The organism is Bdellovibrio bacteriovorus, assembly GCF_048286975.1.
Lineage (GTDB): Bacteria > Bdellovibrionota > Bdellovibrionia > Bdellovibrionales > Bdellovibrionaceae > Bdellovibrio > Bdellovibrio bacteriovorus_H.
The window spans coordinates 341,861-366,122 of record NZ_JBLVRT010000002.1; the positions used below are offsets into that span (position 1 = coordinate 341,861).

Genomic DNA, 24,262 nt, shown 5'->3' on the forward strand with positions numbered 1-24,262 from the left:
TCTCTTGACTCCCTTCAGGCCTGACCTACGATAAGTCTGCAAAACAGGAGTCCATTTAATGAAAACAGCATTGAAGATGCCACTATTAGCAGCTCTGGTTTTTTCCATGAGTGCCTGCCAAACCCTGAACAAGAAGGAAGCCGTGAACGCAGAATACATTCCGCGCGAAGTTCTTTTTGGAAATCCCGACATCACCGGAATCAAGATCAGCCCTGACGGAAAATACGTCACCTATCTTTCAGCCCACAAAGGTGTTCTGAACATCTGGGCTCAGGAATTCGGCAAGCCGGAAACAGCAAAGCCGGTCACCCACGACACCAAACGCGGCATTTTCAGATATAATTGGACTTACACTCCAGGAATTCTGACCTTCGCTCAGGACGTTGCGGGTGATGAAAACTTCGGACTTTACACCCTGAATGTCTCCACCGGCGAAATCACTGAAATCACCAAGCCGGGCAAAGTCACTTCCCAGATTGCCGAAACCAGCCATCTTCGTCCGCAGGAAGTGGTCATCATGACCAACGAACGCGATCCCAAATACTTTGATTACAAGATCCTGAACCTGACAACAAAAGCCACCACGGATCTTTTCACCAACACTGAAAACTATGCCGGGATCATGTTCGACAAGAACTTCCACCCGATCATCGCCAGCCAGTCAAACAAAGATGGTTCTTCAACCATCTTCCTGTGGAATGCCGGCAGCAAAAAATTTGTTAAAAAGACCGTCGTACCTTTCGAGGACAGCATGACTTCTTCCGCGGTGGACGTTTCTCACGACGGCAGCAAAGTCTATTTGCTGGACAGCCGCAAACGTGACAAAGCCGCGCTGATCGAATGGGATATCAAGTCTGACAAAAGCAAAGTGGTTGCCTCTGACGAGCGCTCGGACATTCAGGGTTTGCAAATGCACCCCCAGACCGGGAAACTTCTGTGGGCGTCCTCTTACTATCTAAAACGCGACATCCAGTTCTTCGACAAGGATTTCCAGAAACACTTTGAAGGGATTGAGAAAAAGCTCAACGCCGAAATTAACGTGACTTCCATGAGTCTTGACGGAAATCAGTGGGTTCTGTTTGCAGATTCCACCGAAAAACCGGTGGCGTTCTATTTCTATGACGTCAAAACTGGAACTTTGAGCCCGCCTTTGTATCACACCAAATCCATGATTCCTTACGGCAACCGCCTGAGTGCCATGGAAGCTGTTGAAATACCATCCCGCGATGGCTATCAACTGGTTTCTTATCTGACGTTGGCCCGCAAGCCGGCTGGCAAATCCATGGTTTTGCTGGTGCATGGTGGTCCTTGGGGCCGCGATGACTATGGATACAATCCGTATCATCAGTGGTTGGCGGATCGTGGTTACAATGTCCTGAGCGTGAACTTCCGCGCCTCCACGGGTTTTGGGAAAAAGTTCCTGAACGCGGGCGACAAACAATGGGGCCGCAAAATGCACGATGACCTGATTGACGCCGTCAACTGGGCGATTAAAAACGACTATGCCGACCCAAAACAGATCGTCATCATGGGCGGATCCTATGGTGGTTATGCCGCATTGGCGGGTGTGACCTTCACTCCGGACACTTTTGCTGCCGCAGTGGATATCGTGGGCCCTTCCAATCTGGAAACTTTGCTTGCCACGGTTCCGCCGTACTGGGAAAGCTTCCGCGCAAATCTTTACAAGCGTGTGGGTGATCCGACGACAGCAGCGGGCAAAAAGCTTTTGAAAGAGCGTTCTCCGCTGACTCATGTGGATAAAATCAAAAAGCCGCTTTTGATCCTTCAAGGGGCCAACGATCCGCGCGTGAAAAAAGCGGAAGCGGATCAGATCTATAACGCCATGGTCGCTAAAAAGATCCCGGTGGAATACGTTTTGTTCCCTGATGAAGGACACGGTTTTGCCAAGGCTGCCAACAACATGGGGGCTAACGCCATCACCGAGGAATTCCTGCAAAAATACCTGAAAGGACGCCTGGAGCCGATTGAGGCTCATGTCAAAGCCTCTTCAGCACAAATGATCACCACGCCTCAGTAATTCCTTTAAGAAGACCTGAAAGCAAAAGCCCCGGTTTCCCGGGGCTTTTTATTTATTTTATAATTCGCAAAGTTCTATGGAATGCCCGTCAGGATCCAGCACAATGGCCTTTTTGCCATCAGGCATGTCCGTAGGGTCTAAAATGCACATCGCACCGGGAACTTTGACAAGTTCCTGCACTGTTTTCTCCAAATCCGTAATTTTGAAACCCAGCTGCAGGCTTGGAATCTGAGATCTTTGCGGATTTTGGATGTTGTATAGTGAAAATTCGACGCCGTTGTGAACGGCTCTGTGAACTTCACTCCCTTTATCAACTTTTGACGCTGTAAATTGAAAGCCGATAATTCGATAAAAACCCAGCATGCCCTGTAGCTGCGTGGTGTTTATTGTGATAGAAGTGAATAGCAAACTCATCCGTCTATTATCTGAACCGAGGCCGTATGAAACAAGAAAAAATTTATCTTAAAGACTATAAATCCCCTGCCTTCGCGGTAGATTCCATTAACCTCGACTTCAATCTGAACGAAGACTTTTGTCGAGTCGTGGCAAAATCCCAGGTTCGCCGCACCCACCCCGGTGAGATGCGCCTGAATGGCGAGGAATTAAAACTGGTTTCGATCAAAATCAACGGCCAACAACTGAACGCCGACCAATACCAGATCACGGAAGAAGAACTGATCGTTCCGTCAGTTCCCGACAGCTTCACTTTGGAAATCGAAACTGAGCTGCAACCTCAGAACAACACATCCTTGGAAGGCCTTTACAAATCCAACGGCATCTTCTGCACTCAGTGCGAGGCTCAAGGATTCAGAAAGATCACCTACTTCTTTGACCGTCCGGATGTGATGACTTCTTATTCTGTGACTATTGAAGCTGACAAAAAGAAATACCCGGTTCTGCTGTCTAACGGCGATCGCATCAAAGTGGAAGACCTTGGTAACGGTCGCCACAAAGCTTACTGGCAGGATCCACACAAGAAACCTTGTTACCTGTTTGCTTTGGTTGCGGGTGACCTGGGTGTGATTCGTGACACCTTCACCACAGCGAATGGTCGCAAAGTGAACCTTGAAGTTTATGCGGCTCATGGCAAACAGGATCGCTGTCACCACGCCATGGAATCCCTGCACAAATCCATGAAATGGGATGAAGAGGTCTTTGGCCTTGAATACGACCTGAACGACTACATGATCGTGGCGATTGATGATTTCAATGCCGGCGCGATGGAAAACAAGGGTCTGAATATCTTCAACTCCCGCCTGGTGCTGGCTGATTCCAACTCTGCAACCGATGTGGATTTCCACAATATTGAGTCTGTAGTGGCGCACGAGTACTTCCACAACTATACCGGCAACCGCGTGACTTTGCGTGACTGGTTCCAGCTTTCCCTGAAAGAAGGTCTGACAGTATTCCGCGATCAGGAATTCTCTGCTGACATGACTGATCGTGGTGTGCAACGTATCGAGGATGTCGATGCTTTACGTGCCGGCCAGTTTGCGGAGGATGCGGGCCCCAATGCGCACCCGGTTCGTCCGGAATCCTGCATGGCGGTTGATAACTTCTTCACCATGACGATCTATGAAAAAGGATCTGAAGTGATCCGCATGATGCAAACCATTGTGGGCCGCAAGGGCTTCCGCAAGGGCATGGATGAATACTTCAAACGTCACGATGGCCAGGCTGTGACGACAGAAGACTTTGCATCTGCAATCTCGACTCCGAACAACAAGGACTTCACTCAGTTCCGTCGCTGGTACAACCAGGCCGGCACTCCGGTGGTTGCTGTTCAGGAAAAGTTCGACGCAGACAAAGGCGAGTTCCATGTGACCCTGGAACAAAGCTGCCCTCCGACTCCGGGCCAACCAACGAAAGAGCCGTTCCACATCCCATTGATGATGGGGCTTTTGGACAAATCCGGCAAAGAGTTGCCATTGAACTGCGATAAAATCACCGTGAACACTGACGGCAAAAACCTGATGGAACTAAAAGAACAAAAAGAGACCTTCGTGTTCAAAGGCCTGAAAGAGCGTCCGGTGCTTTCCATCCTGCGTGAATTCTCTGCGCCAGTAAATTTGCGCTGGGAAGCTTCTGAAAACGATCTTTACTTCCTGATGGAAAAAGACACGGATTCCTTCAACCGTCGTGAAATGGCTCAGAAACTGGGGCTTCGTCTGTTCAAAAAGATGATCCAGCAGACTCGTGCCAAAGAAACCATGACTTTGGATCCTCGTTTCATCAGCACCATGACTTCCATTTTGGAAGATCAGGCGATGGACCCGGCGTTCAAAGCGAAGATGTTGCAATTGCCAAGCTATGCTGTTCTGGCACAGGAAGAAGCGGTACTGGATGCAGAAGCATTCTACAAAGCCCGCACAGCTTTGCGTAAAGAGATCGCAACCGTGAACCGCACTCAGTTGCTGAATATCTACAAGAAATTCCATGGCATGGAACCAAAAAGCCGTGATCCCAAAGTCTTTGGTCACCGCTCTTTGAAAAACCAGGCTTTGGCTTACTTGGCAGAACTGCACGATCCGGAAATCATGGACATCGTGAACAAACAATACTGGGAAGCTCAGAACATGACCGATCGTATGACGGCAATGTCGTTGCTGGCGGACTCTGATTCTGTTCACCGTGAAAAAGTCCTGCAGAACTTCTATGAAGACTGGAAAGACGATTCCGTGGTGATCAACAAGTGGTTCACCGCTCAGGCGACCACTCACCGTCAGCAGACTTTGGAAGACGTCAAAGCATTGACGAAACATCCTGCGTTCAACATCACGAATCCGAACAATGTGTATTCATTGCTTCGTGCTTTCGGTGCGAACCTTGTACGTTTCAACGACCCGAACACCAACGCTTACGAGTTCTATGCTGACAAGATCCTTGAGATCGATCCAAAGAACCCGCAAGTCGCGGCCCGTTTGTGCGCGGCCTTCAACTTTGTTTCCAAGCTGGAACCAGCCATGAAGGAAAAGGCCCTGACTCAAATCAAACGCATGGTTGCGGTGGAGTCTTTGTCCAAGAACTCTCGCGAACTTTTGCAATCGGCTTTAACCTAGGGTAAACGCACGGGCCCGGGCGAACCTCTGGGAGCCCGCCGCTACAGAGGGCACGCGTCCGTGCTCAGTCGGTGCCGGGGCGTTGCCCCGGTTCGCGCATCCTGCGCCACCGAAGGCCCTCTTCCGGGCAGCCTCCCAGAGGCTCCCCCGGTCCCTCAATCCACACTTGATCAAACCCAACTCAAAAGAATGCATAAAAAAAGGGAGTCCTAAGACTCCCTTTTTGCTTTTTCGTATTTATTATTTCCCCATCCCCATCACCCAAGACCAAGGCTGGTCAGATGGGCCTTTTTCACTAGCCGCTAGTATTTGGTTCGGCAGTGCTCTAGGAACTCTTCGCGTGTTTCCATTCTGGATTTGAAGTGGCCGCGCAGGTCGGATGTTGAGGTTGTGCTGGAGGTGTCTTCGATGCCTCTCATCATTACGCAGTAGTGTTTTGCGTTGATGTGGACGGCGATGTGTTCGGTGCCCAGGATGTATTGAAGGCAGTCGGCGATCTGTTTTGTCAGACGTTCCTGCACCTGTGGGCGGCGGGAGAAGTACTGCACGATACGGTTGATCTTGGAAAGACCGATTACTTTCTTATTTGGGATGTAGGCCACTGTGGCGAAGCCATCGATTGGCAGGAAGTGGTGTTCGCAGAAAGAAAGGCAGCCGATATTTTGCACCACGATCATTTGATCGTAGTTCATTTTGTTTTCGATCACGGTCATTTTCGGGAACTTCTTGGGATCCAATCCTCCGAAAACTTCGTTCACATACATTTTGGCAACGCGCTTTGGTGTTTCGCGCAAAGAATCATCATTCAGATCCAATCCCAGAGTATTCATGATGTCGGTGAATTTTTCAGTGATTCGTTCGATCTTTTCTTCGTTTGTCAGACCGTTGTGGATCATCGGTGTGGGGCGGACGTTGTCCAGAATCTGCTTCACAGACGCTGACACGTCAGAGCTTTGAGATTCTGGCTTAGCTTTTACACTGTTTTTACTGGTTTTCTGGGTGGTCTTCTTTGTTGTTTTTGCCATCGTAATTCCCTGCTCGAAAAGCCCACTTATGCCCTAAAATCGGCAGGTTCGCAAAGCTCAAAGCCCGTAAATTAGGTTTTTTGTAGATTTTGGCTGCCCAGCCATTGGCGCAGCAGGTCTTTCTCTGACGACGACAGACCGTCAAAGTGGATTCTGAGGACTTTGTCCTTCACATCGATGACCTTGGCTTTGCATTGGACGTCGTTGATCTCTGACAGAACCAGCGTCAGCACTTGGTCTTTTTTGAAAGACTCCACGCCTTCCGGCACAGAAATGCGAGCTCCCGTATAGGACAGATCCACGGTTTCACCACTTACTTTGCCATTCAAAACAACGGGGGTCACAACGACAAAACGATCCCCCGTCGGGGCAAACCAGTTCTGACGACGATCCAGGTAAGGATAACGGAAGAATGAAAACACCGTGCCCACGATAAAGAGCACCAACAGGCAATCCAGCACCCTTGCTGTGCTGATCGCCGGGTCCACCACGCCAAAGCCCTTAAACAGGCTGACCAGCGTGCTGATCACAAAGATCCCGCAAAGGATCATACCCATAACCCACGACAGCTTGTGACGGATCATCAGCGTCAATCCAGCGCCAAAGACCGACACCCAACCCACCCAATTCAGCACCGCAACTCCGGTTCTTTGCATCATGATGAGGTCAAGCACAGGCGTGAACATAAGCACAGCAGCAGCCATTTCCACTGCACGAGGACGCTCTAAAGCTGGTGATTTTGTTTCCATAGGAAACTTATCGGCTAGAGCTGAGTCAGGGTATAGATTTTTATTGATTATCTCGCTTCAATCCTTAGAATTTCTCATTGTGAGACACATAAATTTTCAGCACGTCATTTTCATCCTTGCTTCCCTTATTTTGACCAGTCAGGCACAGGCCTACCCTGATTTTATTGGGTACAGCTATTCCTCCTGCATCACCTGCCATTACAACGGTCTTGGCGGCGGAGCCCTGAATGATTACGGTCGCGCCCTGTTTGCCACCGAAATCACCTCCCGCTCTGTCTTCCCAAAGAACATGGAAGAGGAAGAAATCGCGGAAATGTCCGGCTTCCTGGGTAAAAAGAAGCTGCCTTGGTGGGTTCGTCCGGGTCTGAAGTACCGCGGCCTGTGGCTGAAAATGGAGCCAGGCTCCACCGCCACCACCGAGCGCTACATCAACATGCAAAATGATGTGAATCTGAACTTCTTCTTCGACAAGAAACAGAACTATGCTCTGATCACGACAGTTTCCTACACCGGTGTTGAGCCCTACTACGGAAAAACCAATACCTGGTTCATGCGCGAATACTATCTGCGCTGGAAACAAAGCAACAACTTCTGGCTGTATGTGGGTCAGATGGACAAAGCTTACGGGATCCGCAACGTCGATCACTCGGCCGTCAGCCGTAAGGCCATCACGCTGGGTCAGTTTGACCAGTCTCAGGGCGTGATCGGTCACTTCACTTATCCGGACTGGGACGTGGCCGTGAATGCCTTCTTTGGAAATGCCGCTCAGGAAGATCCGCAGAAACAAAAAGGCTTCTCTGTGGCGGGCGAATACCAGGTCTATGAAAAGTTCAAAGTCGGCGCTTCTGTGCTGACATCACAAAGTGATTTGCAACAGTGGAACCTGGCTGCCCTGACCACGCGTATGGGTCTATCAAAGGGTTCTGCGATCATGGGTGAATTCGGTCTGCGCCAAAAAAAGGATAAAATTGCCGATTCTGAAGCCGAACTTGGCACCTACGCCATCGTGCAAACGATGGTAGAGATCAACCGCGGCTACAACTTCCTTTCGATTCTTGAGCACACCAAAGGTGATATCAACAAATCTTCGGCCGAGGCGATGAAATGGAGCTTGGGAGCTATGATGTTCCCGCTGCCTAGAACCGAGTTCCGGGCCATGGCCACCAACGGAAAAACTTATTCTGACACCGGTGGCGCGGATGATGCCTGGGCTCTGCAAGGGCAGATCCATATTTCCTACTAAGGGACGCATATGAAAAAATGGATGTTCGTTTTAATAGCAACTCTTCTGCCCCAGAACGTTCTGGCGCAGGAAGAAACCGAGACTGAAGAAACTCCGGCTGCGGAGACCGCGCCAGCGACAACCACCGCCAAAAAACCGGCGGTTCGCACCCGTGAAAACTGGGGCCTAAGTCTTTCCACTTTGCAGTGGGATGAAACCCTGCGCGTTCAAGACGGCATCACCAACACCAAGGTGCCTGCCAACTATAATGCCATCACGGTCACCATCATGAAAGAAATCACCTACTATCGCTGGGGCTGGAGTGCCGGGGCCTTTATCGGTGCCGGTCGCGCCAACGGGGGTTCCGATGCCGATCCTTACTTGAGCGACAAAGTGGCCTTCACCACTTACGGGATTTCCCCACGTGTGTTTTACCGCCTGTCCGGTCGAATCAATGCCGGTGTGACGGGAATGCTGTTTTATAAAAACATCGACTGGCCGAAAGAATCCACCACACAGACCATTGATTCAGGTCGCAGCCTGAATGTCACGGGCATCGCGGACTTGAATATTCGCCTGTTTCAAAAGTGGGATTTCTATACCGGGATTGGTCCTTTGACTGAAGGATCCACGCTTTGGAAAATCGGTGTGAACTACCGATTCTAGAAAGACAAAGGCCCCTTTTCAGGGGCCTTTTTTTTTATTTATTTTACTGGAACAGTCACTGCCAAAGTCACTTCGTCTTCAACACCGACACCCATATAGTTGATGTCCTCGATACCAAAATCGCTCAGCTTCAACTTGAATTTCGCTTTCAATGTCTTGCCTTCAACCTTGTAAACTCCGGAAATGTCTTTTTCAATGCCACGAATTTTGATTTTGCCCGTGCCCTTGCCGCCTTTACCTTTTGCGGAAAGCAATACGGCCTCTGGGAACTTTTCAGTCTCCAGATGCTTTTGCGTGTGCTTGTCACGCAGCTCTACGCCGGTTTTCAAAGTCTTCAAATTCACAACAATGTTTTCCGCGGAAACTTCATCACCGTTCACCACGGCCTGACCTTTAACGTCAGACGTTTTACCCTTGAAATCCCCCATCGGATTCAAAACCACGTCCAGAACCACACTTTGCGCCATCGCTGCTGTGGAAATACCCATTGTGACAATCAATGCTGCAACAAATTTCATTTGCCCTACCCCTTTTACTTTTGGTGATTGTTTTAGAAACATATTAAATGACTTATTCAATGCTGTTGATCCAGTCAGCCACGGCTTGAACCTCTGCCGCTGACATAGAGCCCGACGTCGGCATATTTCGAGTTCCCGGCCCCACTGTGGCCCCTGACAGGCGATAGTAAAGTTTTGATCCCGCCAGATCCTTGGCTTTCGCCAGGCCGCGGGAAAGAGCTTTGGTCTCTGTCAGATTGCGGAAGTCACCGTAAGATGAGCTGTTATGACAGCTCAAACACTTGGAATCGATGACCGCTTTGGCCGCCAGGAATTTTGGATTTTCCACTGTGACTTCTTTGCCGTCATTGATCAACGCCGGATCATAGATCACATTTTCAATCAGATTGTTGGTCGCCACATAGCGGGACATCACATTAAGTTCACCCTTGCTCAGCGCAAGACCGTCAGTGTCCGAACCACCATAGACAACGTACTCATAGATCTGACCGTTCGTTCCGCCAGTCGCCACACTTTTCACGGTGAAAGCAAACTCTCCCGGAGTTCCGGTCTTTTGAATCTCTGCCGTCTGAACCACACCGTTCACCTGCAGGGTCATTTCAGTGGGTTTCACACCAAAACCTGCAGCCAGTACCATCTTGCTGCCACTGCTTGGAAGGTTCACTTCCATGAAGGCGATGTTACTGGAATCCGGAGCCGCACGCACCACGCGGATCTTGCCCGCAGCGATGTTGATATAAGCGTCCTCCTGATTGGCACCGGAAGAAACCGAGAACACTTTGCCGGTCATGCTTGTATCCAAAGCCACCACGAAGGACAGCTGATTGGCCATGAAAAGGGCTTTGTTCACATAGGAAGGATTGCCAGGCTTGGACCAGAAAGAAAGTTCGGTGGAGGACAAAAGTTTTGGCAGGGATTTTTGATCCAGGGCTTCGCGGGAATCAAAGATCCCCTGTTCGTAAAGAACCTGATCCTGCAAAGCAAAGTCGCTGCAATTCTGGAACGCCAGAATCATTGCAAACCCCGCACTGCCGACCGCAACGGTCTTTAAAACCCCTAATTTCATTCGAAATCCCCCAAAAACATACAGAACTCTTATCGGCACCAAACACAAAGAACCCAAGGCCTTCGTGTTTGGTTCACGGTCTCAATCTGAGACTATTGTGGCATTTGCAGATCCACCCATTTCTGCACGATGGCTTTCATCTGCGAAGACATCAATCCAGAGCGTGGCATCGGTGCACCAGCATCGCCAATACGCTTGATAATTACACCCGATTTGGCTTTCGCTGCAGCATAGTTACTAAGGTCCAGGCCTCCATCAGCTCCTGCACCGGAATGACAGCTCAAACACTGGGTTTTAAATACATTCACCTTGGGATCACTTCCCACCAGCATCGCATAAGTCACGTTGGCTGGGGTCTCATCGACCGGAACCACCACGTTCGAACCTGTACCACAGGTCGCCGTGGATTCGGCTTTTTCAATAGAGGTGAACTGAAGAGCAAACTTATCTGTGGTTTTAGTCGTGTTCAGCACCAAAAGCTGTGCATTGCCCACAGGAGCCAAGGCCAGCGGAGTCCCCGGACAAACAACCGCATTGATATTGCGATAGACCGTGGCCGAATCCAGCATCTTGTCATTCACATAGAAGAACAAACCCTTCACGCGATACTTCGCCGTGCCGGTTGTAATCGAAATGGTCGGATTGCGAGCTGCATAGCCAACTTCGACTCCACTCACTTTTGCCACTTGTAGTTCGACGGACATTTTCAATGGGAACGTTGTGGCTTTGGCCGGAAGATCCGCAGCTGTACTATAGTTCCACTCCAGCTTTGTCCAGGTGGTAGGTGTGCCTTTACTGTTGACGATAGCTGCATTGGTTTTATTGGCAGTGATAACGGATTTGTCCACGCCCTCATCCCCCTTGCACGCAAGATAAGATGCTTGAGCAGAAACCCACTCCGCTTTCAAACTTGAAACGGCCCCATTGTGGTGAGCACCTGTGTACGGTGGATTATGTGCCGGATTGATCGCATTATCTGAAATCGCCGCATAACCCTTATCCTTGAACACCTGATAGGACATCAAAGAGTTCTTGGAGGCAAAGGCCGGTGCTTCGTGATCACCATTGTGGCAGCCCGCGCAGTTGTTTTTCAGGAATGTATAATAACCTGAGCCGAACTTGGCATAAAGCTGATCTTCACAGATGTCGCCTGTGCTCTGCTCACCTTCATCCACTTCTTCTTCCGTGGATCCACCCGACAAATCCGAGCTGCCCTGATTGATCAGCTTCACGGTTTGCGTATCGATCTGAAAACCTTCGCCCAGACTCTGAGCGCAGTTTTGGAATGCCACAACCAGGATCAGTCCCCCGGATACAGCCCCCAGAACCTTCAAAGATTGAAGTTTCTTCATTCGCTTCCCCTTAAGCTACGTGAAGTTTAACAACTTTTTCCACGTCGTCCGCCTGCAAGGTGGCCGGCGCCAGTTGTTTGAACATCCCCATCTTGTAATTCAAATTCAAATAGTTCGCTAGAATCGCCGCCGCCACATAGTCCGGGCGGGACCCAACCAGCGTGGACGTATCCACACTCTGATCCGACAGATAATGACCGATCTGGGTACCGCTGGAAGTCACTTTGCCATTTGGATCAAAGGCAATAATGAACTGCAATGACGATGAATAGTCACTGGACCAGATGCTGGAAGAAGTGTCTGACACTTCCGAAGAACAAGCTCCATCAGTGGTCACCATAATGAACAGTGGCTTTTTCATCTGGCTGGCAAGTTCCAGCATATTACCGATCTGCACGCCCGCAGCGAAGTCTTTCGCATCGGCAGCAGTACGCACACCCGGAGAATGATAGTCATAACCACCCAGGGTGATACGGCCGTGAGCGATATTGCCATTCAAAGCATTGTAAACCACACCCGCCGTCACCGCTGTCGCGTTGTTGGCTGCCGTTGCCGTATTGATTTTATAAACATTCTGCACGATGGTGTCTTTGCGTGGATCCACACCGGAAGCACCACCGGCCGCGATAATATCACCGGACTTCACACCGGCTTCCTGCAAGGCCAGCTTCAAACCGTCATTTTTGGAATTCAGTTTTGAAACCTGGGACTTGGTCATTTTAGCAACGAAAGACGCCAGAGTTCTTTTTTGTTTGGCATTCAAAATACCATTATCTGCCAGGGTACTGGAATAGTTCAAAGCACCGAACATGTTGTCCAGACTTGCCAGCTCCAAGGAAGAATTAGGAGCCGAAAACACCGGACGGATATTTTCAGAACCTGCCCCCTGATGCACGCCCGGCAAAACTTTGCCGATCAACCCTGCTCTTTCCAGCGGACCGGAAAGATCATAGAACGGACGAAGAGCTGCCTGACCGTTGGTGTCGTTGGCCGTATCCGTGCAAAGTGCCACAAGACGGGCTTTACCCAAAGTCGCAGCACTTGCCACAGACTTGATACCTTTATGCAATTGGGAGCTGGAGGCAAAGTCTGCGCCCATCACTTTTTCAGTGGCAAACCCGGTTTTACCCAGCCCCAGTTTAGTGTAAGCACCCAACAGATTGTTGCCTTTGTCTTTCACGACAAAGTTTCCGTGCAGGGCTGCACCACCACTCAGACTTAAAGTGACAAACGGAATCATCGGGCCGCCTTCAGCCGCTACGGCCTTGCTTCCCATGGTCAGAATAGAAGTCACCGCTCCTGGCACTGCCACACGGGCCGCAAAGGAGATCACACCTGTTTCAAGCAGTTCACGGCGTGAAAGCTTCAGGCTGGAAACGTCGGTTTTTTCATCCAGGACTTTTTGCAGTTTATCGTTTTTCATTTTCCCCCCAAATCCCCATTGTCCGTTACAGAAGGTAAGATTCCGGCACGGACAACATGCCTGAACAGATAAAGACCGCCAGTTTGTCAGACTCTGTCGCTTTCCCCAAAGCCGCAGAATCCAAAGTGCTGTAGTACTCGTCCACAGCTTGCGTGATGAAGGACAGCTCTTCACTGGATGGTTTGCGCATCCAGAAACGGTCGATCATCAGAATATACGTATTGATGGCGCCCATTTTTCCATAAGTGCCAGGACCTTTTGCAAAATCCAGGTACTTAAAGATGTCACGAGTGCCTTTTTTCTCTTTATTCACGGCTTGCTGACAGACCACGCCCGCCAGGGACGTCGTCGCGATGATGCTTGGTGAGTTCACCAAAGTCAGATCATTCTGCGGAACCAGCAAGTTGCGACGATAGTTGATCTCGGCGTTCACCGTACCCATGTTGATGTCAGCACTTTTCAGATTCAAAAGCGACATCATGGATTCCAGGGTCTGCTTCGCATCCACAGGAGCCCCGTCGATATCCGACTGGGTCTTGCTGTTCACGCTGCTGTTGCTGCCATCAACGCTGCCACCGTTCAAGGTGACTTCCTCAAGGCTGGCAAAATCAGTCTGCTGAGCGCAGTTCTGAAAGCCCATTGTCACAAACAGGAAAGAGAAGCTCACACCGATCACTGCGCCAATTTTTTTCTTAGCATTCATGGCCTACTCCTCTTTCACCACGCCACAGACCGGGTCCAGGGCGACTTCTGTATAAAGACTTTTCAGATCATAATTGACCGCTTCAAAACGATCCCCCAAACGAACCAGTGTCGTGTACTGGGTGGATTCAAGCTTTTTCAGGCACACGCTTTCATAAACGCGTTTGGCCATGCACTGACTGAAACGACGGCTTTGAGAAAGCATTTTGCCGAAGTCCTTCACACCCTGACCGCCACCAGCGTTGCCACCTCTCCAGCCAAAGAATGTGGATTTGCTGCCTAAAACAGCGTTGTTCACGAAGTTATCGCTGCTGACAACAAAACCATAAGGATAGCTGCCTTTGTTCATTTTTGCCGCAACACCCGTGCTGGAATCAAAAGCGTTACGCGGGAACAAACGCAATTCTTCACGCGCTTCGAGGTAAGGTGTCACCAAATTGATCGGAGCCGGTCTGCCTCTGTTGATCAGCTTACCCAACAGACGGGTTTTTTCGGCATCAGCGGTCTTTGCCGCGGTCAAATACGCATCATAGTGCTCGTACAGCAAAGACATCTCTTTTTTATTGTCCAGATTGCAGATCAGGAACAGACGGCGCTGCTCGGCCACATCCGTGTTTGCTTTTACCAAATTATTCAGACAGCCCGCAACATATTGAGTTTTATATGCATCGACAGCACGATTCGCCTTCAAGTCATCCAGAAAGGCGGTTTTTTTTGCACTGAAGTCAGCCGCCATTGCATTTGCAATCGCCGGATCGCGAATAGTGCTCAATGTTGGATCCAGCTTGCCACGCGCCACAGCTTCGGTGTCCCCACGTTTCATCTGAAAGGCCAAACGTGTCGTGTACCAGGTGGAATTCGCCTGTCTGATTTCCAGATCAGGTAAAATGTCTTTAGTTACGGGTGTGATAAAGCTCGCACTGTAATCGTTATATTCAGTCTGGATACCATGCTTATTGAAGAAATCCCCGTTCATCTGGGAATAAATTCCAGTCGCACCACCGGTCGTGAAGTTCGTGTAGTCCATTTTTGCAAAGGCCCCACGCATGCCATCCATCACCGAGTGACAACTCTTACAGCTGGTCAGGTATTTATTGTGGTCCCCTGCCGGAAAACGTTCCACGTCACGGCCCACGTATTGGTCAGAAGCAGACGAATCTGCCGCTTCCGCCATGGACACACACAGAAACTGTTTTAAAGAAAACTCAACGGCACGACGGTTGGTACCACCGCTCAGGTTTCTTTCCGCAAAAGTGCGGGTCGTGAAAACACCGGCTGGTTCCGGATTGTCGGCCAGGTTCACCAGATCAAAGTTTTTGTCAGTCTGCTGAAATGGAGTGCTCCATGCCGATTTGACCATCTTCTGGCGGGTCTGCAACTGCAAGGACGTTTGCAGGTCCATATAAGCAGTTTCAACCGGAGTGAAGTTTTCCTGTGTGAAATAACGCGTTCTTTGGTCTGTCACCTTAGGAACGTTCTTCACATCATAGAAATAGTCTGCCGTCAGAATTTCACGGAAATCCTTGCCGTCACGAACAACCCCGACGATCAACGCCGAGAAGTCATTGAAAGGCACTTTCACCGATTCATCTTTGTTTGAAAGCTTCAAAGAAAGATTCTTGATCTGAACATTCAGGAAGTCAGAAGTGTCAGTAATATAGTTCGCAGCACCACGGGTGTCCCCTTTTGCTATCAGCTCCGCCACTTGCTTGAGCTCGGGCTTGGTAGACGACACCTTAACGCCCGTCATTCTCTCGTAGAGTTTCTTGGCCTTAAGCATGTCTGACTCTGCAGCATGAGCGTTTATAATAGAAAACGCTGACGCCACGACAACAAGATATTTGTAGCCCCTCATACTCAATTCCCCCTTGAGTGATTACATTATCGTCTAATTTGGGAAAAATTGTGATGCTCCGGACAGAAAAACTTGCTTGATTTTCTCTGTAGAAGACATTGACGATGTTTCATAGTGAAACACTTTTACCGGGTTTTACCGCGTAACTACCTGATGACAGGTGCATCCAATCCCCGATTGAAACGCTTTTGTGCTCCGGAAAGACGAAAACTAAATGTTCCCCAAAGGCAAAAAATCTGATTCCTGCTTCCACGAATGCACCAATGCGATACACATATCCAGTGGACCCATATTTTTCAGAGCTTTTTTCAACATTTAGCAGCCCGTCCCGGAAGGCTTGGGGAACATCTTTTCCTTTAGTTCCGTTTCAATTTGTCGATAAAGTCATTATGAGATTTTTGATTGCAACACTATTGATATCATCTTTGGTTTCACCAGCTTGGGCACTTAAGGCCGTGGTCGTTAAAGGCGATCGCGCTTTGATCGATATGGAAGGTGAAGACCTTCAGGTTGGCGACAAACTCGGAGCTCGCAACGCCGAAGGCAAGGCCCGCGCCCTGCTTGAAGTAAAACAAATCAAAAATGGCAAGGCCGTTGCGGCGGTCATCAAAGGACAAATGACGGCGGATCTGACCGTTGCAAAAATCGGCGGCACTAAAGCGGCCCCTACCGCCAAAGCGGCCGCTCCTGAAAAAGCCGGCAAAAGCAAATCATCCTGGGGTGTGACTGCGGGTTACGCCATGAACAACATGACTGTAAAACCAAGCTCCAGCTCTTCTGTGGCTTTGAGTGGCAGCAGCATCAATGCCTCCGCGTTCTATCAGATGCCGTTGGATGGAAACATCAGTGCGCGCATTCTGGGTGGCTATGAAACTCTGAGTGCCAAAGGCAGCTCTTCCACCGTCAGCTGTTCGGGTTCAGACTGTACTGTGGATATCAGCTATCTGGGGGTTGAAGCCCTGGTTCGCTATTCTTATCTTCGCAGTGCCAAGTTTGATGCTTGGGTGGGCGGCGGTCTGGGATTCCTGTTTGCTATTGGCAAATCCAGTAACGTTCTGGACACCAGTAAAATCAGCACGAACCAAACGATCGTGGGTTCTTTGGGCCTGGATTATCATCTGGACCGCAAGAGCTTCATCCCGGTGCAATTGGACTATGCCATGTTCCCGGATAACAACACGTCTTCGGCAAATCAAATCATCATCCGGGCTGGATGGGGCTGGCAGTTTTAATGAAGAAGGTCGTCTTCTTTCTTTTGATCGCCTTCATCGCGGTGTCGGCCTATTACAAAGACAAAGACAAAGAAGGCCAGGCCGACTTTGCTTCCACCAGCCGCACATTCACTCCAATTAAACTTCCGGCATTGCCTAAAAGCGGTTTGAACAACTTCAACACCGCCGCAGAAGCTTACAACTTTCAGGAATCGCAGCACGAAAGAAACGTCTTTCACTGGACCCCGGGCTTCCCCGTTTATATTCCCACTTTTGACAGCCAGAACCGCCCTTACCTGCGCCAGCATGAGCGCAGTCAAACCACCGCTCTCACCAGCGGTTTTGTTCGCTATGACGGTGGTGGCTGGACCGAGTTGTCTTTGGGCTCTGACTTTTTAAAAGATCTCTTTCCGAAATCCAATGTTGAAGAACTGACCCGCGCCAATCGCCAGGACCTGTTGTGGGATCCAAAAATGGCGGTGTTTGACCGGGACGACATCATGTACACGCCTCTGCGAATCAAAGACGGCTTGGATAAAAGCTATGTCGTGGCCTATTCCAAAGATTATGGTCGCAGCTGGAAGGCTTTGAATCTGCTGACTGAAACCGCTTTGCCTGAATGGTATGACCTGGAAAGACCCACTTCGGTGGAAGCCCTGTCCGGTCCTCCGGCCTTCTTGTACTATCAAGCCACGGGCAAGGCCCCGGGGTACGAACGCGGCTTTGAATACTGGCAAGGCACCGTCGGTAAATTGACTTTCCAGATGACCCATTTTGAAAAAGACGAGCTGGTCAAAGACCTGCCCGTGGTACTTTCTGAAAATGCCCAGCCCATTGGCTATCGCAGTGGCAGCGGCGTTAAAATCCTGCGTTCCAAGGACAAGTACTTTATCACTTGGCTGGAAGCGACGCTGGATCATAAAATGGAAAAGAACGAGCGTGGCCGAGTGACCAATTCCAAGCCTGACAAGGCTGGAAATCCCTATTCTGCCATCTGGATTGCGGAAGTTGACGTGAAAACCCGCAACTTCAAAAAAACCGAGATTCTGAAAACCTGGCCACTGAACGACAGTCACAATCAGCCTGCGATCGTGCGCAGTCAGGATGGGACCTTGCATGTGATTGGCGGCGCCCATGGTGCCCACTTCACATACACCCGCAGCTTGAAGCCTGACTCTATCGACAGCTGGAGTCCGGCCGAGTACGTGAACACCACGGACAGCGGTTATTCCGCCAACTTCAACATCCCGGGTGTCAAAGGTGGCAGTCAGACTTATGCGTCTTTGGTGATTGACCCGCAGAACCGACTGCATCTGGCGTACCGCCTATGGACCCATGACAAGTCTGTCTTTGATTTTGAATACTTTGGAGCTTTGGCTTATCAGATTGCAGAGCCTGACAACAGCGGCAAAAACTGGAAATGGTCAGAGCCTAAAATTCTGGTATACCCAAACGCTCAGGAATACACCCATTACTATCAGGTGCTGACAATGGACCGCAAAGGCAACCTGTATCTGGAATACAGCCAGATGCGCCCCTATGCACCTTATTACTTTAAATCACCCAGTGGTGAGGCCATCAACACCTCCCCGATGCTGAACTCGGCGTTGTTGAAATCAGAGGACCAGGGCAAAAACTGGTTCCTGGTCAATGACAAGGATTTCAAATAAAAAAAAGCTCCCCTTCGGGAGCTTTTTCTTTTTCTAAATATTCAAATCTGAGTTACTTAATAGACATCAACAATGCAGATGTTTCTGCGATCCATGGAGTGTAAGCATCCACGCGAGTGAAGATGGACATCATGAAGCAGTCTGGAGTCAAAGGAATCGGCAAAGAGTCACCACGGCTGGCAACACCCATCAAATACAGTCGACCGTCTTTCTGAACATAAGCAGGACCACCGGAATCGCCACTGCAGATGCCTTTACGAATAGACTGATCCAGCATGATTTCAGTCGTGCCGTACAGGGAACGCTTCACTTTCAATTCAGTTGTGCGCAAAGTACCCGCACCTTTTTTAACACCCCAAGCCCAGTTCAAACCAAAGCCCGCCACCACAACGTTGGAACCTTTTTGCAACTGGTTGAATTCTGTATACAAGGGAGCTGGAGCATAACCCGCAGGCAATGCGCCTTCAAATCTTACCAAAGCCACGTCAGCGGTGTCTTCCACACGCTCAGGATTGTAGTCCTTGTGCTGAAGAGCTTTAACAGTCTTACGAACCTTCGCCGGATCAAGACCCTTCATTTCCTGACCGAAGAACACAATCAGCTTGTCAGAATTTGGATCCACGCAGTGAGCTGCCGTCAGAACCAATTGGGGAGCGATCAAAGTCCCCGAGCACAAAGCACCGGCTTTTTCGTCGTAAAGACCGACTGTAGAGCGAGCGATGATATCGTTGGCAGAAACCTTATCGCCACCAATAACATCCTGACCTTGCGCCTGAATTTGACCAGCATTTTGATCCGCACAGGCAGCCAACATCGCAGCAGAAACCATCATCAAAGAAATCTTTTTGAGCATTTGAGCACTCCTTTAAAAGCGCTCCCCTTCTATCAAAAAAAGTCCCGCTGTGCCTCCTATTAAAAGTGTTCCCAGATGTTTTTACCCTACCGTCCTGATTTTTGACAWTTTTGGGCCCACCGCCACTCCCACAACAGCCCAGATCGCAATGGCTCGCCAACCGCGATGGTCCCCGCTTTGAAGTATTTCAATCCGTTCAAAGATTTACTCTCCAAAGGATAAGAAAATGAAAATGACTAAGATTGCAGTGTTTTGTCTGATGTTCGGCTCTTCCCTGTCCCAGGCGAGGGGACTTGATGTCTCTCAACTTCAAAACTGCCTGCATCAGGAACAGTCCCTTTACAGTTCCCAGCATCCCCTGAAAGCCCAGTACCTGCTTCAGGAGGTGGAAGGCTCTGTTCGTGATCTAATCCTGACAACAGCCTCCCACAAAGAGCACATCGCTGCCGTGCAAGAGATCCTTAAGACCTCCGGTTCTTGCGCTGAGGCCCGCACCCGCGCTTTGAGCTTCGCGAAAGCCAATGACCTGGCGGCGCTGCCGATGCTGCAAGCCCTGGTCGACAGCAAAAAATCGGACATGGAAGAATTGAAGCTTTGGGATGCCGAAGCCAGAAAGGCCTTGAAAGAAGCCTCTTACACTCAGGCAGAAAGCACTTTCCAAGCGGACCGCCACCCTTCTCTGGCGCTTTTCATGGCTTCGGGTGAAACGACGTCCATTCTGGAAGAACATTTTGAGTTTGCCGCCGGCAACACGATGAAAAACTCTTTGGAAACTTTGGCCGGGGCTGATGGCAACGCGGACCTGCTGGAAGCGCGTCTGTCTGAAAGAATCCGCACTGAAGCCGACCAGAAAATGGAAAAGGCCTTGGCACTAAGCGCAGGCCTACTTAAATAAGTTCCTGGCGCCGCTAAAAGGCGCCTGTATCAATTTTGGACACCAGAAGAAGCTTCTGTCCCCTATAGATTGCTTCTGAGGCCGTCTCAAATTGGAATCTGCTTTGCAACTATTGGCTGAGGCCGAAAGGCCCCTAACCATGAGGACTAAAAAATGGTACGTCGGTTTCATACATCCAAGATGCTGATCCCACTTCTGCTGACTTTGCAGAGTCTGAATGCCTATGCCGTCACGGACGCAAATCCGCAGATTGCAAACAAGCATCTGATGCCCAATGCCGTGCGTGTGCAAATCACCCAGCGCGGAATGAAATACTTCGACAACCGTCTGAGCGACATCCTTGGGAATGTGGGTGTGAAGCTGGATGAGGGGTACTTCCCGGCGATGAGCTACACCGCTGAAAAGCCAATCAACATGGATGAATTCATGGATGCCAATCCTGAGATGGTCAAAATGTACCAGCAGGTGCGTGGTCTTTTGACTCGTTGGCTGGTGGGCTTTTCTATGAATGATCACCAACCGACTATTGAAATCGGTGAATCCGGATACGTGGCCAAATTCTCGCGTTTCGGCCTGGTGACCGATGAAATTCTTATGGAAGCTCTGGGTAAACGTGATGGAGCTATCCTTGCGATCGAACTTGAAGTCAAAAAACTGACGATCTCCACCAAATCCGTGGTGGCGTGGGACACTCAAAACGAATTCCTGGGTAAAGCCGGTTTTGAAGACGTGACTTTGCAGGCCGCGGATGAGGAAATGCCTCTGAAAATCCGTCTGCCATTCTATCTTCGCATGAACAACCTGGGCGGGCTTGAATTTGAAGCTTTGGAGATTTCCAACAACTTTGATTCCATTCCATTGGGTTTGAAGTACGGTCGTCTGATCGTTCCCCAGTTTGCGGTTGAAGTGAATGGCAAGAAATTCTATGTTAACAACGAGGAACTGGAAAGACTGTTCCAGTCCCAGGCTCCGATGATTCTTGAAAAAGTTCGCGGCAGCATCGGCGATTTCGCCCGCACTCAATTGCCGGCAATGCTGAACCAAAAAGCCAAAGAATTCCTGGGTGGATCTTTGGAACAGGTTCAGGACATGGCAGCTCCGGGTCAGGAACCCACTGACACCCGTCCCGCCTTCAAGTGGGGCTTGCAGCTGCAAAGCCTGAATCTTAAGAAATCCCTGAATGTGGATCTGACCACTTATGTGGAAGATCCAGTCAACGCGCAGAGCGCTCCGGTGAAGTCCCACGCTTCCCGCGGTGCTCCGTCCTTCACGGCAGTAACTCAGGAAAATTATGATATCGGTCTGAGTGTGGACCGCGCCCTTATCAACCGCGTTTTGCAGTTGGCTTTCGAACGCAGAAACTTCGAACAGATCAAACAATCTGATGGTTCCGTTTTGAAACTGGTCGCGACGCCACTGATTGACTATGTAAAAACTCCAGCAGGTGTGGCGGTTAAACCTACGGAAACCTTCGTTAAATTGAGAGTTTCCGTCGAAATCAAGCCTGGAAGCATGTTCTTGAAAAACACCATCGTTGTCGACTTCGATATCATTGCAAAATTGCGCCAATTGAGTGATAAGACCGGCATGCAGCTGCTGATGTACTCCATCGACACTGACAGCATGTACCTGGATGACAAGTACATCTCGACAGCAGGAAAGCTGTTCAAAGGCAAGGTCCGTGAAGGTGTGAAGGACGAGCTGAAAAAACGCAGTGCCAACTGGGCCAAAACGGAAGAAGCCCTTCCGGGTGGGCTGCCACTGCCACCGCAAATTTTGGGAATTAAACTGGATATCAATCGCGTGATGATGGATCCAAACGGTCACTTGATCATGTATCTTGACTACGCGAAAACAGGAGCAAACTAATGAGATCCCTCAAACTTATCATCATCAATGCTTTGACTCTGATCATCGGTCTGGGCCTTATGAGTGGTTCGGTGTCACAAAGAAGTGCGGAAGCCGCACGCTTTGAAACGATCCCGTCTCTTCAGGTCAACAAACTGGGCAACTATCGCGGTCAGTATCTGACGGTTCTTTATGCGGTCGGTTCCCGCCCGTTCATCTCGACCGACAATTCCTCGATCTCTATTTCTCAGGTGAAAGAGGCGCGCACAGTTTACATCTCTGCTGATGCCATGAGCCTGCCATCCGTACAGGTTGAAAAAGAGGGCTTCCGCCCTTCATACAACATCGTGGTGTTTGTGGTGTCTCCGCAAGCTAATTACAGCTGGGTGAACGCCGATGGTTCTGTGCCTCAGGGCATGACCGCCACCGGCAACCGCCTGAGCTCTTTGATCAATGCGATCAACAAGACTGATGTTGATGGCTTCATCACCTCTCAGGGTGAAAACGGAACCTTGCAAATCAATCTGGTGAAATAGTTCTGAAAGCAAAATCTGAAAAAGAAAAAGGCCCTCGAACAGGGCCTTTTTTATTTTATCCCAAAGACACAGAGGCCGCAGCCTTCTGCCCGGTTTCAATCGCCCCTTGCAGAGTCCCGGCAAATCGCAGACTGGTGTGTTCGCCGGCAAACAACAACTGGCCGTTCAACTCCGGTTCAACAGCAGCACCACGATACTTCATATACTGACCTGGTTTAAACACGGCCATGGATCCCAAGGACCACTTGCGCTGCTTCCAGTTCACCATCTGGTCCCGGCCGTTGAATTTCGTCGGCACTTCACTATAGAACAGTCCCAGATCTTTCAAAGTGTCTTCTGTGGCGGAGGCTCCGGCCTTCAAACCAGCACTGCCTCCGCGCTGCCAGGTCAAGAGTCCTTGCGTTCCCGTTTGAGAACGCCCGGAATCCCAGATTTTTTCAGTCAGGAAGTCACCCGTGAAATTACCCAGGTTTGCCGGAGTCGAGCCACTGCGGTTTTTCCAGAAAGGGTTTGCAAACGGAATCAATCCTTTGGAATGAGTCGCGTATTCCTGAGTGCGCACGGCCTCTTTTTTGAGATTGGAAATTTCCAGATCCATAAAGCCCTTCACTTCACGCAATTTTGAAAACGGAATCGTGCAAATCACACTGCGCGTGCGGAAGGTTTCCTTGCCTTGCGGCCCCTGGAAAGTCAGCTCGAAGGTTTCATTTTCAAAAGACATTTCCACCAGAGCCATGTTCATTTTCACCGAATAATCCGGTATCACTCCGGCCACGCGCGAAGCCAGAGTCTGCATCAGATTCGACAGCCCGCCTTCCATGCGATAGGTCGTGCGTGCGCCCAGCAGCGAGCTGCCTTCAGCGTCCACGGTGGACAGGAAATGCAAAGAAGACTGATCGGCGGCATCCACACCAAAACGGCTGACGGCCTGTGTTTCGATCAACTGACGCAGCACCGGGTCCACTTCCGAAGACCAGGATTCCAAAAGATCTTTCAATGACAAAGTGTCATAGTAAGCGGCGCGCTCGTACTGGAAGGCGTTTTTGTAACTGAGCACCACATCCTGATCGCGATACAGATCCAGACGCACGCGGCGCAGTGGTGCCTGCAGGGTTTTGAGTCGTGGCAGCAGGTCCTTTACGCGGTACTGCTTTCCATCAAAGGAAAACAGGTGTGCTTCCACATCCGTTGGCGTTTTGATCTCGCGCACGGGCAGATTCAGTTCTTTGGCCAGGCTCAGCAGCTGCACATGGGAGTTGTCAAAAAACTCGGCCCCCAGCTCGCCAACGGGGCCTGATTCACCGAACACGGGAACACTTTGCACACGGCCGCCCACACGTGAGGATGCCTCAAAGATACGGAAAGGGATTTTCTTCTTTTTCAGCTCAAAAGCCGCCGCAAGGCCGGCAGCGCCAGCCCCCAGGATGACAACTTCACTGCGCAAATCGCGGGCATCCCCCATGAAGAATCGCTCAGCACTGGCGCAGCCGCCCCATGCCAAAGCCGAAGACCCCAAGGCCGAGATTTTTAAAAACTCGCGACGAGTAAAAGAACTTTTTGCCATCAATCCCTCA

Annotated in this window: 20 protein-coding genes; 9 read left to right on the plus strand and 11 right to left on the minus strand. The window is 50.1% G+C overall.

Features of this window, described 5'->3' with window-relative positions; translation table 11 throughout:
• Positions 1-58 precede the first annotated feature (58 nt).
• Complete coding sequence (locus ACNQKP_RS09890) at positions 59-2,038, plus strand: alpha/beta fold hydrolase (protein WP_417864504.1); 1,980 nt, start codon at positions 59-61, stop codon at positions 2,036-2,038.
• Positions 2,039-2,095: 57 nt separating this feature from the next.
• Here the strand turns inward: ACNQKP_RS09890 and ACNQKP_RS09895 are convergent, their stop codons facing one another.
• The gene (locus ACNQKP_RS09895) at positions 2,096-2,452 is read right to left on the minus strand and encodes a VOC family protein (RefSeq protein ID WP_041577782.1); all 357 of its coding nucleotides are present in this window, start codon (positions 2,450-2,452) and stop codon (positions 2,096-2,098) included.
• A 26-nt stretch (positions 2,453-2,478) separates the two neighbouring features.
• Between ACNQKP_RS09895 and pepN the strand changes: the two genes are divergently transcribed.
• Positions 2,479-5,097: an aminopeptidase N gene (gene pepN, locus ACNQKP_RS09900; protein WP_417864506.1), complete on the plus strand. Its 2,619-nt coding sequence runs from the start codon at positions 2,479-2,481 to the stop codon at positions 5,095-5,097.
• Between the two features lie 302 nt (positions 5,098-5,399).
• Here pepN and folE read toward each other — a convergent pair whose 3' ends face one another.
• Together folE and ACNQKP_RS09910 are read right to left on the minus strand one after the other, a co-directional pair.
• The gene (folE, locus tag ACNQKP_RS09905) at positions 5,400-6,128 is read right to left on the minus strand and encodes a GTP cyclohydrolase I FolE (RefSeq protein ID WP_417864746.1); all 729 of its coding nucleotides are present in this window, start codon (positions 6,126-6,128) and stop codon (positions 5,400-5,402) included.
• A gap of 65 nt (positions 6,129-6,193) precedes the next feature.
• Complete coding sequence (locus tag ACNQKP_RS09910) at positions 6,194-6,871, minus strand: PilZ domain-containing protein (RefSeq protein ID WP_417864507.1); 678 nt, start codon at positions 6,869-6,871, stop codon at positions 6,194-6,196.
• A gap of 79 nt (positions 6,872-6,950) precedes the next feature.
• On the opposite strand from ACNQKP_RS09910, the gene ACNQKP_RS09915 reads away from it, so the two are divergent.
• Both ACNQKP_RS09915 and ACNQKP_RS09920 read left to right on the plus strand, forming a co-directional pair.
• A complete protein-coding gene (locus tag ACNQKP_RS09915; protein WP_417864509.1) occupies positions 6,951-8,114 on the plus strand; it encodes a hypothetical protein in 1,164 nt (387 codons plus the stop codon).
• A gap of 9 nt (positions 8,115-8,123) precedes the next feature.
• Positions 8,124-8,759 carry a hypothetical protein gene (locus ACNQKP_RS09920; RefSeq protein WP_417864511.1) on the plus strand — a complete coding sequence of 212 codons (636 nt, stop codon included), beginning with the start codon at positions 8,124-8,126 and terminating at the stop codon, positions 8,757-8,759.
• Between the two features lie 38 nt (positions 8,760-8,797).
• On the opposite strand, the gene ACNQKP_RS09925 is transcribed toward ACNQKP_RS09920, so the two are convergent.
• From ACNQKP_RS09925 to ACNQKP_RS09950, 6 genes are all read right to left on the minus strand, one after another.
• On the minus strand, positions 8,798-9,277 hold the full coding sequence (locus ACNQKP_RS09925; RefSeq protein ID WP_088564816.1) for a YceI family protein: 480 nt from the start codon (positions 9,275-9,277) through the stop codon (positions 8,798-8,800).
• Between the two features lie 52 nt (positions 9,278-9,329).
• Positions 9,330-10,343, minus strand: coding sequence for a hypothetical protein (locus ACNQKP_RS09930; protein ID WP_417864512.1), 1,014 nt, complete (start codon positions 10,341-10,343; stop codon positions 9,330-9,332).
• Positions 10,344-10,435: 92 nt separating this feature from the next.
• On the minus strand, positions 10,436-11,695 hold the full coding sequence (locus tag ACNQKP_RS09935; RefSeq protein WP_417864514.1) for a hypothetical protein: 1,260 nt from the start codon (positions 11,693-11,695) through the stop codon (positions 10,436-10,438).
• 10 nt (positions 11,696-11,705) lie between these two features.
• Positions 11,706-13,118, minus strand: a complete 1,413-nt coding sequence (locus ACNQKP_RS09940; RefSeq protein ID WP_417864515.1) for a hypothetical protein — start codon at positions 13,116-13,118, stop codon at positions 11,706-11,708.
• A 25-nt stretch (positions 13,119-13,143) separates the two neighbouring features.
• Complete coding sequence (locus ACNQKP_RS09945) at positions 13,144-13,821, minus strand: hypothetical protein (RefSeq protein WP_417864517.1); 678 nt, start codon at positions 13,819-13,821, stop codon at positions 13,144-13,146.
• Positions 13,822-13,824: 3 nt separating this feature from the next.
• Positions 13,825-15,570 carry a hypothetical protein gene (locus ACNQKP_RS09950; RefSeq protein WP_417864519.1) on the minus strand — a complete coding sequence of 582 codons (1,746 nt, stop codon included), beginning with the start codon at positions 15,568-15,570 and terminating at the stop codon, positions 13,825-13,827.
• Positions 15,571-16,064: 494 nt separating this feature from the next.
• On the opposite strand from ACNQKP_RS09950, the gene ACNQKP_RS09955 reads away from it, so the two are divergent.
• Positions 16,065-16,907, plus strand: coding sequence for a hypothetical protein (locus ACNQKP_RS09955; RefSeq protein ID WP_417864521.1), 843 nt, complete (start codon positions 16,065-16,067; stop codon positions 16,905-16,907).
• Positions 16,907-18,556: a BNR-4 repeat-containing protein gene (locus tag ACNQKP_RS09960; protein WP_417864523.1), complete on the plus strand. Its 1,650-nt coding sequence runs from the start codon at positions 16,907-16,909 to the stop codon at positions 18,554-18,556. Before ACNQKP_RS09955 ends, ACNQKP_RS09960 begins: the two co-directional genes overlap by 1 nt.
• Positions 18,557-18,608: 52 nt before the next feature.
• Here ACNQKP_RS09960 and ACNQKP_RS09965 read toward each other — a convergent pair whose 3' ends face one another.
• Complete coding sequence (locus ACNQKP_RS09965; RefSeq protein WP_417864525.1) at positions 18,609-19,409, minus strand: S1 family peptidase; 801 nt, start codon at positions 19,407-19,409, stop codon at positions 18,609-18,611.
• A 226-nt stretch (positions 19,410-19,635) separates the two neighbouring features.
• Between ACNQKP_RS09965 and ACNQKP_RS09970 the strand changes: the two genes are divergently transcribed.
• From ACNQKP_RS09970 to ACNQKP_RS09980, 3 genes are all read left to right on the plus strand, one after another.
• Positions 19,636-20,304, plus strand: coding sequence for a hypothetical protein (locus ACNQKP_RS09970; protein WP_417864527.1), 669 nt, complete (start codon positions 19,636-19,638; stop codon positions 20,302-20,304).
• 153 nt (positions 20,305-20,457) lie between these two features.
• Positions 20,458-22,173 carry a DUF2785 domain-containing protein gene (locus tag ACNQKP_RS09975; protein WP_417864529.1) on the plus strand — a complete coding sequence of 572 codons (1,716 nt, stop codon included), beginning with the start codon at positions 20,458-20,460 and terminating at the stop codon, positions 22,171-22,173.
• On the plus strand, positions 22,173-22,688 hold the full coding sequence (locus ACNQKP_RS09980) for a hypothetical protein (protein WP_417864531.1): 516 nt from the start codon (positions 22,173-22,175) through the stop codon (positions 22,686-22,688). Before ACNQKP_RS09975 ends, ACNQKP_RS09980 begins: the two co-directional genes overlap by 1 nt.
• 55 nt (positions 22,689-22,743) lie before the next feature.
• Here ACNQKP_RS09980 and ACNQKP_RS09985 read toward each other — a convergent pair whose 3' ends face one another.
• Positions 22,744-24,252: a flavin monoamine oxidase family protein gene (locus ACNQKP_RS09985; protein ID WP_417864533.1), complete on the minus strand. Its 1,509-nt coding sequence runs from the start codon at positions 24,250-24,252 to the stop codon at positions 22,744-22,746.
• Positions 24,253-24,262: the final 10 nt, after the last annotated feature.

What these genes read in the sequence shown, in the direction of transcription:
- ACNQKP_RS09935 (WP_417864514.1), bottom strand. Translation starts at nt 11,695, where the DNA reads ATGAAGAAACTTCAATCTTTGAAGGTTCTGGGGGCTGTATCCGGGGGA.
- ACNQKP_RS09980 (WP_417864531.1), top strand. Translation starts at nt 22,173, where the DNA reads ATGAGATCCCTCAAACTTATCATCATCAATGCTTTGACTCTGATCATC.
- pepN (WP_417864506.1), top strand. Translation starts at nt 2,479, where the DNA reads ATGAAACAAGAAAAAATTTATCTTAAAGACTATAAATCCCCTGCCTTC.
- ACNQKP_RS09975 (WP_417864529.1), top strand. Translation starts at nt 20,458, where the DNA reads ATGGTACGTCGGTTTCATACATCCAAGATGCTGATCCCACTTCTGCTG.
- ACNQKP_RS09955 (WP_417864521.1), top strand. Translation starts at nt 16,065, where the DNA reads ATGAGATTTTTGATTGCAACACTATTGATATCATCTTTGGTTTCACCA.
- ACNQKP_RS09945 (WP_417864517.1), bottom strand. Translation starts at nt 13,821, where the DNA reads ATGAATGCTAAGAAAAAAATTGGCGCAGTGATCGGTGTGAGCTTCTCT.
- ACNQKP_RS09965 (WP_417864525.1), bottom strand. Translation starts at nt 19,409, where the DNA reads ATGCTCAAAAAGATTTCTTTGATGATGGTTTCTGCTGCGATGTTGGCT.
- ACNQKP_RS09940 (WP_417864515.1), bottom strand. Translation starts at nt 13,118, where the DNA reads ATGAAAAACGATAAACTGCAAAAAGTCCTGGATGAAAAAACCGACGTT.
- ACNQKP_RS09930 (WP_417864512.1), bottom strand. Translation starts at nt 10,343, where the DNA reads ATGAAATTAGGGGTTTTAAAGACCGTTGCGGTCGGCAGTGCGGGGTTT.
- ACNQKP_RS09970 (WP_417864527.1), top strand. Translation starts at nt 19,636, where the DNA reads ATGAAAATGACTAAGATTGCAGTGTTTTGTCTGATGTTCGGCTCTTCC.
- ACNQKP_RS09895 (WP_041577782.1), bottom strand. Translation starts at nt 2,452, where the DNA reads ATGAGTTTGCTATTCACTTCTATCACAATAAACACCACGCAGCTACAG.
- ACNQKP_RS09950 (WP_417864519.1), bottom strand. Translation starts at nt 15,570, where the DNA reads ATGACGGGCGTTAAGGTGTCGTCTACCAAGCCCGAGCTCAAGCAAGTG.
- ACNQKP_RS09985 (WP_417864533.1), bottom strand. Translation starts at nt 24,252, where the DNA reads ATGGCAAAAAGTTCTTTTACTCGTCGCGAGTTTTTAAAAATCTCGGCC.
- ACNQKP_RS09960 (WP_417864523.1), top strand. Translation starts at nt 16,907, where the DNA reads ATGAAGAAGGTCGTCTTCTTTCTTTTGATCGCCTTCATCGCGGTGTCG.
- ACNQKP_RS09910 (WP_417864507.1), bottom strand. Translation starts at nt 6,871, where the DNA reads ATGGAAACAAAATCACCAGCTTTAGAGCGTCCTCGTGCAGTGGAAATG.
- ACNQKP_RS09920 (WP_417864511.1), top strand. Translation starts at nt 8,124, where the DNA reads ATGAAAAAATGGATGTTCGTTTTAATAGCAACTCTTCTGCCCCAGAAC.
- ACNQKP_RS09890 (WP_417864504.1), top strand. Translation starts at nt 59, where the DNA reads ATGAAAACAGCATTGAAGATGCCACTATTAGCAGCTCTGGTTTTTTCC.
- ACNQKP_RS09925 (WP_088564816.1), bottom strand. Translation starts at nt 9,277, where the DNA reads ATGAAATTTGTTGCAGCATTGATTGTCACAATGGGTATTTCCACAGCA.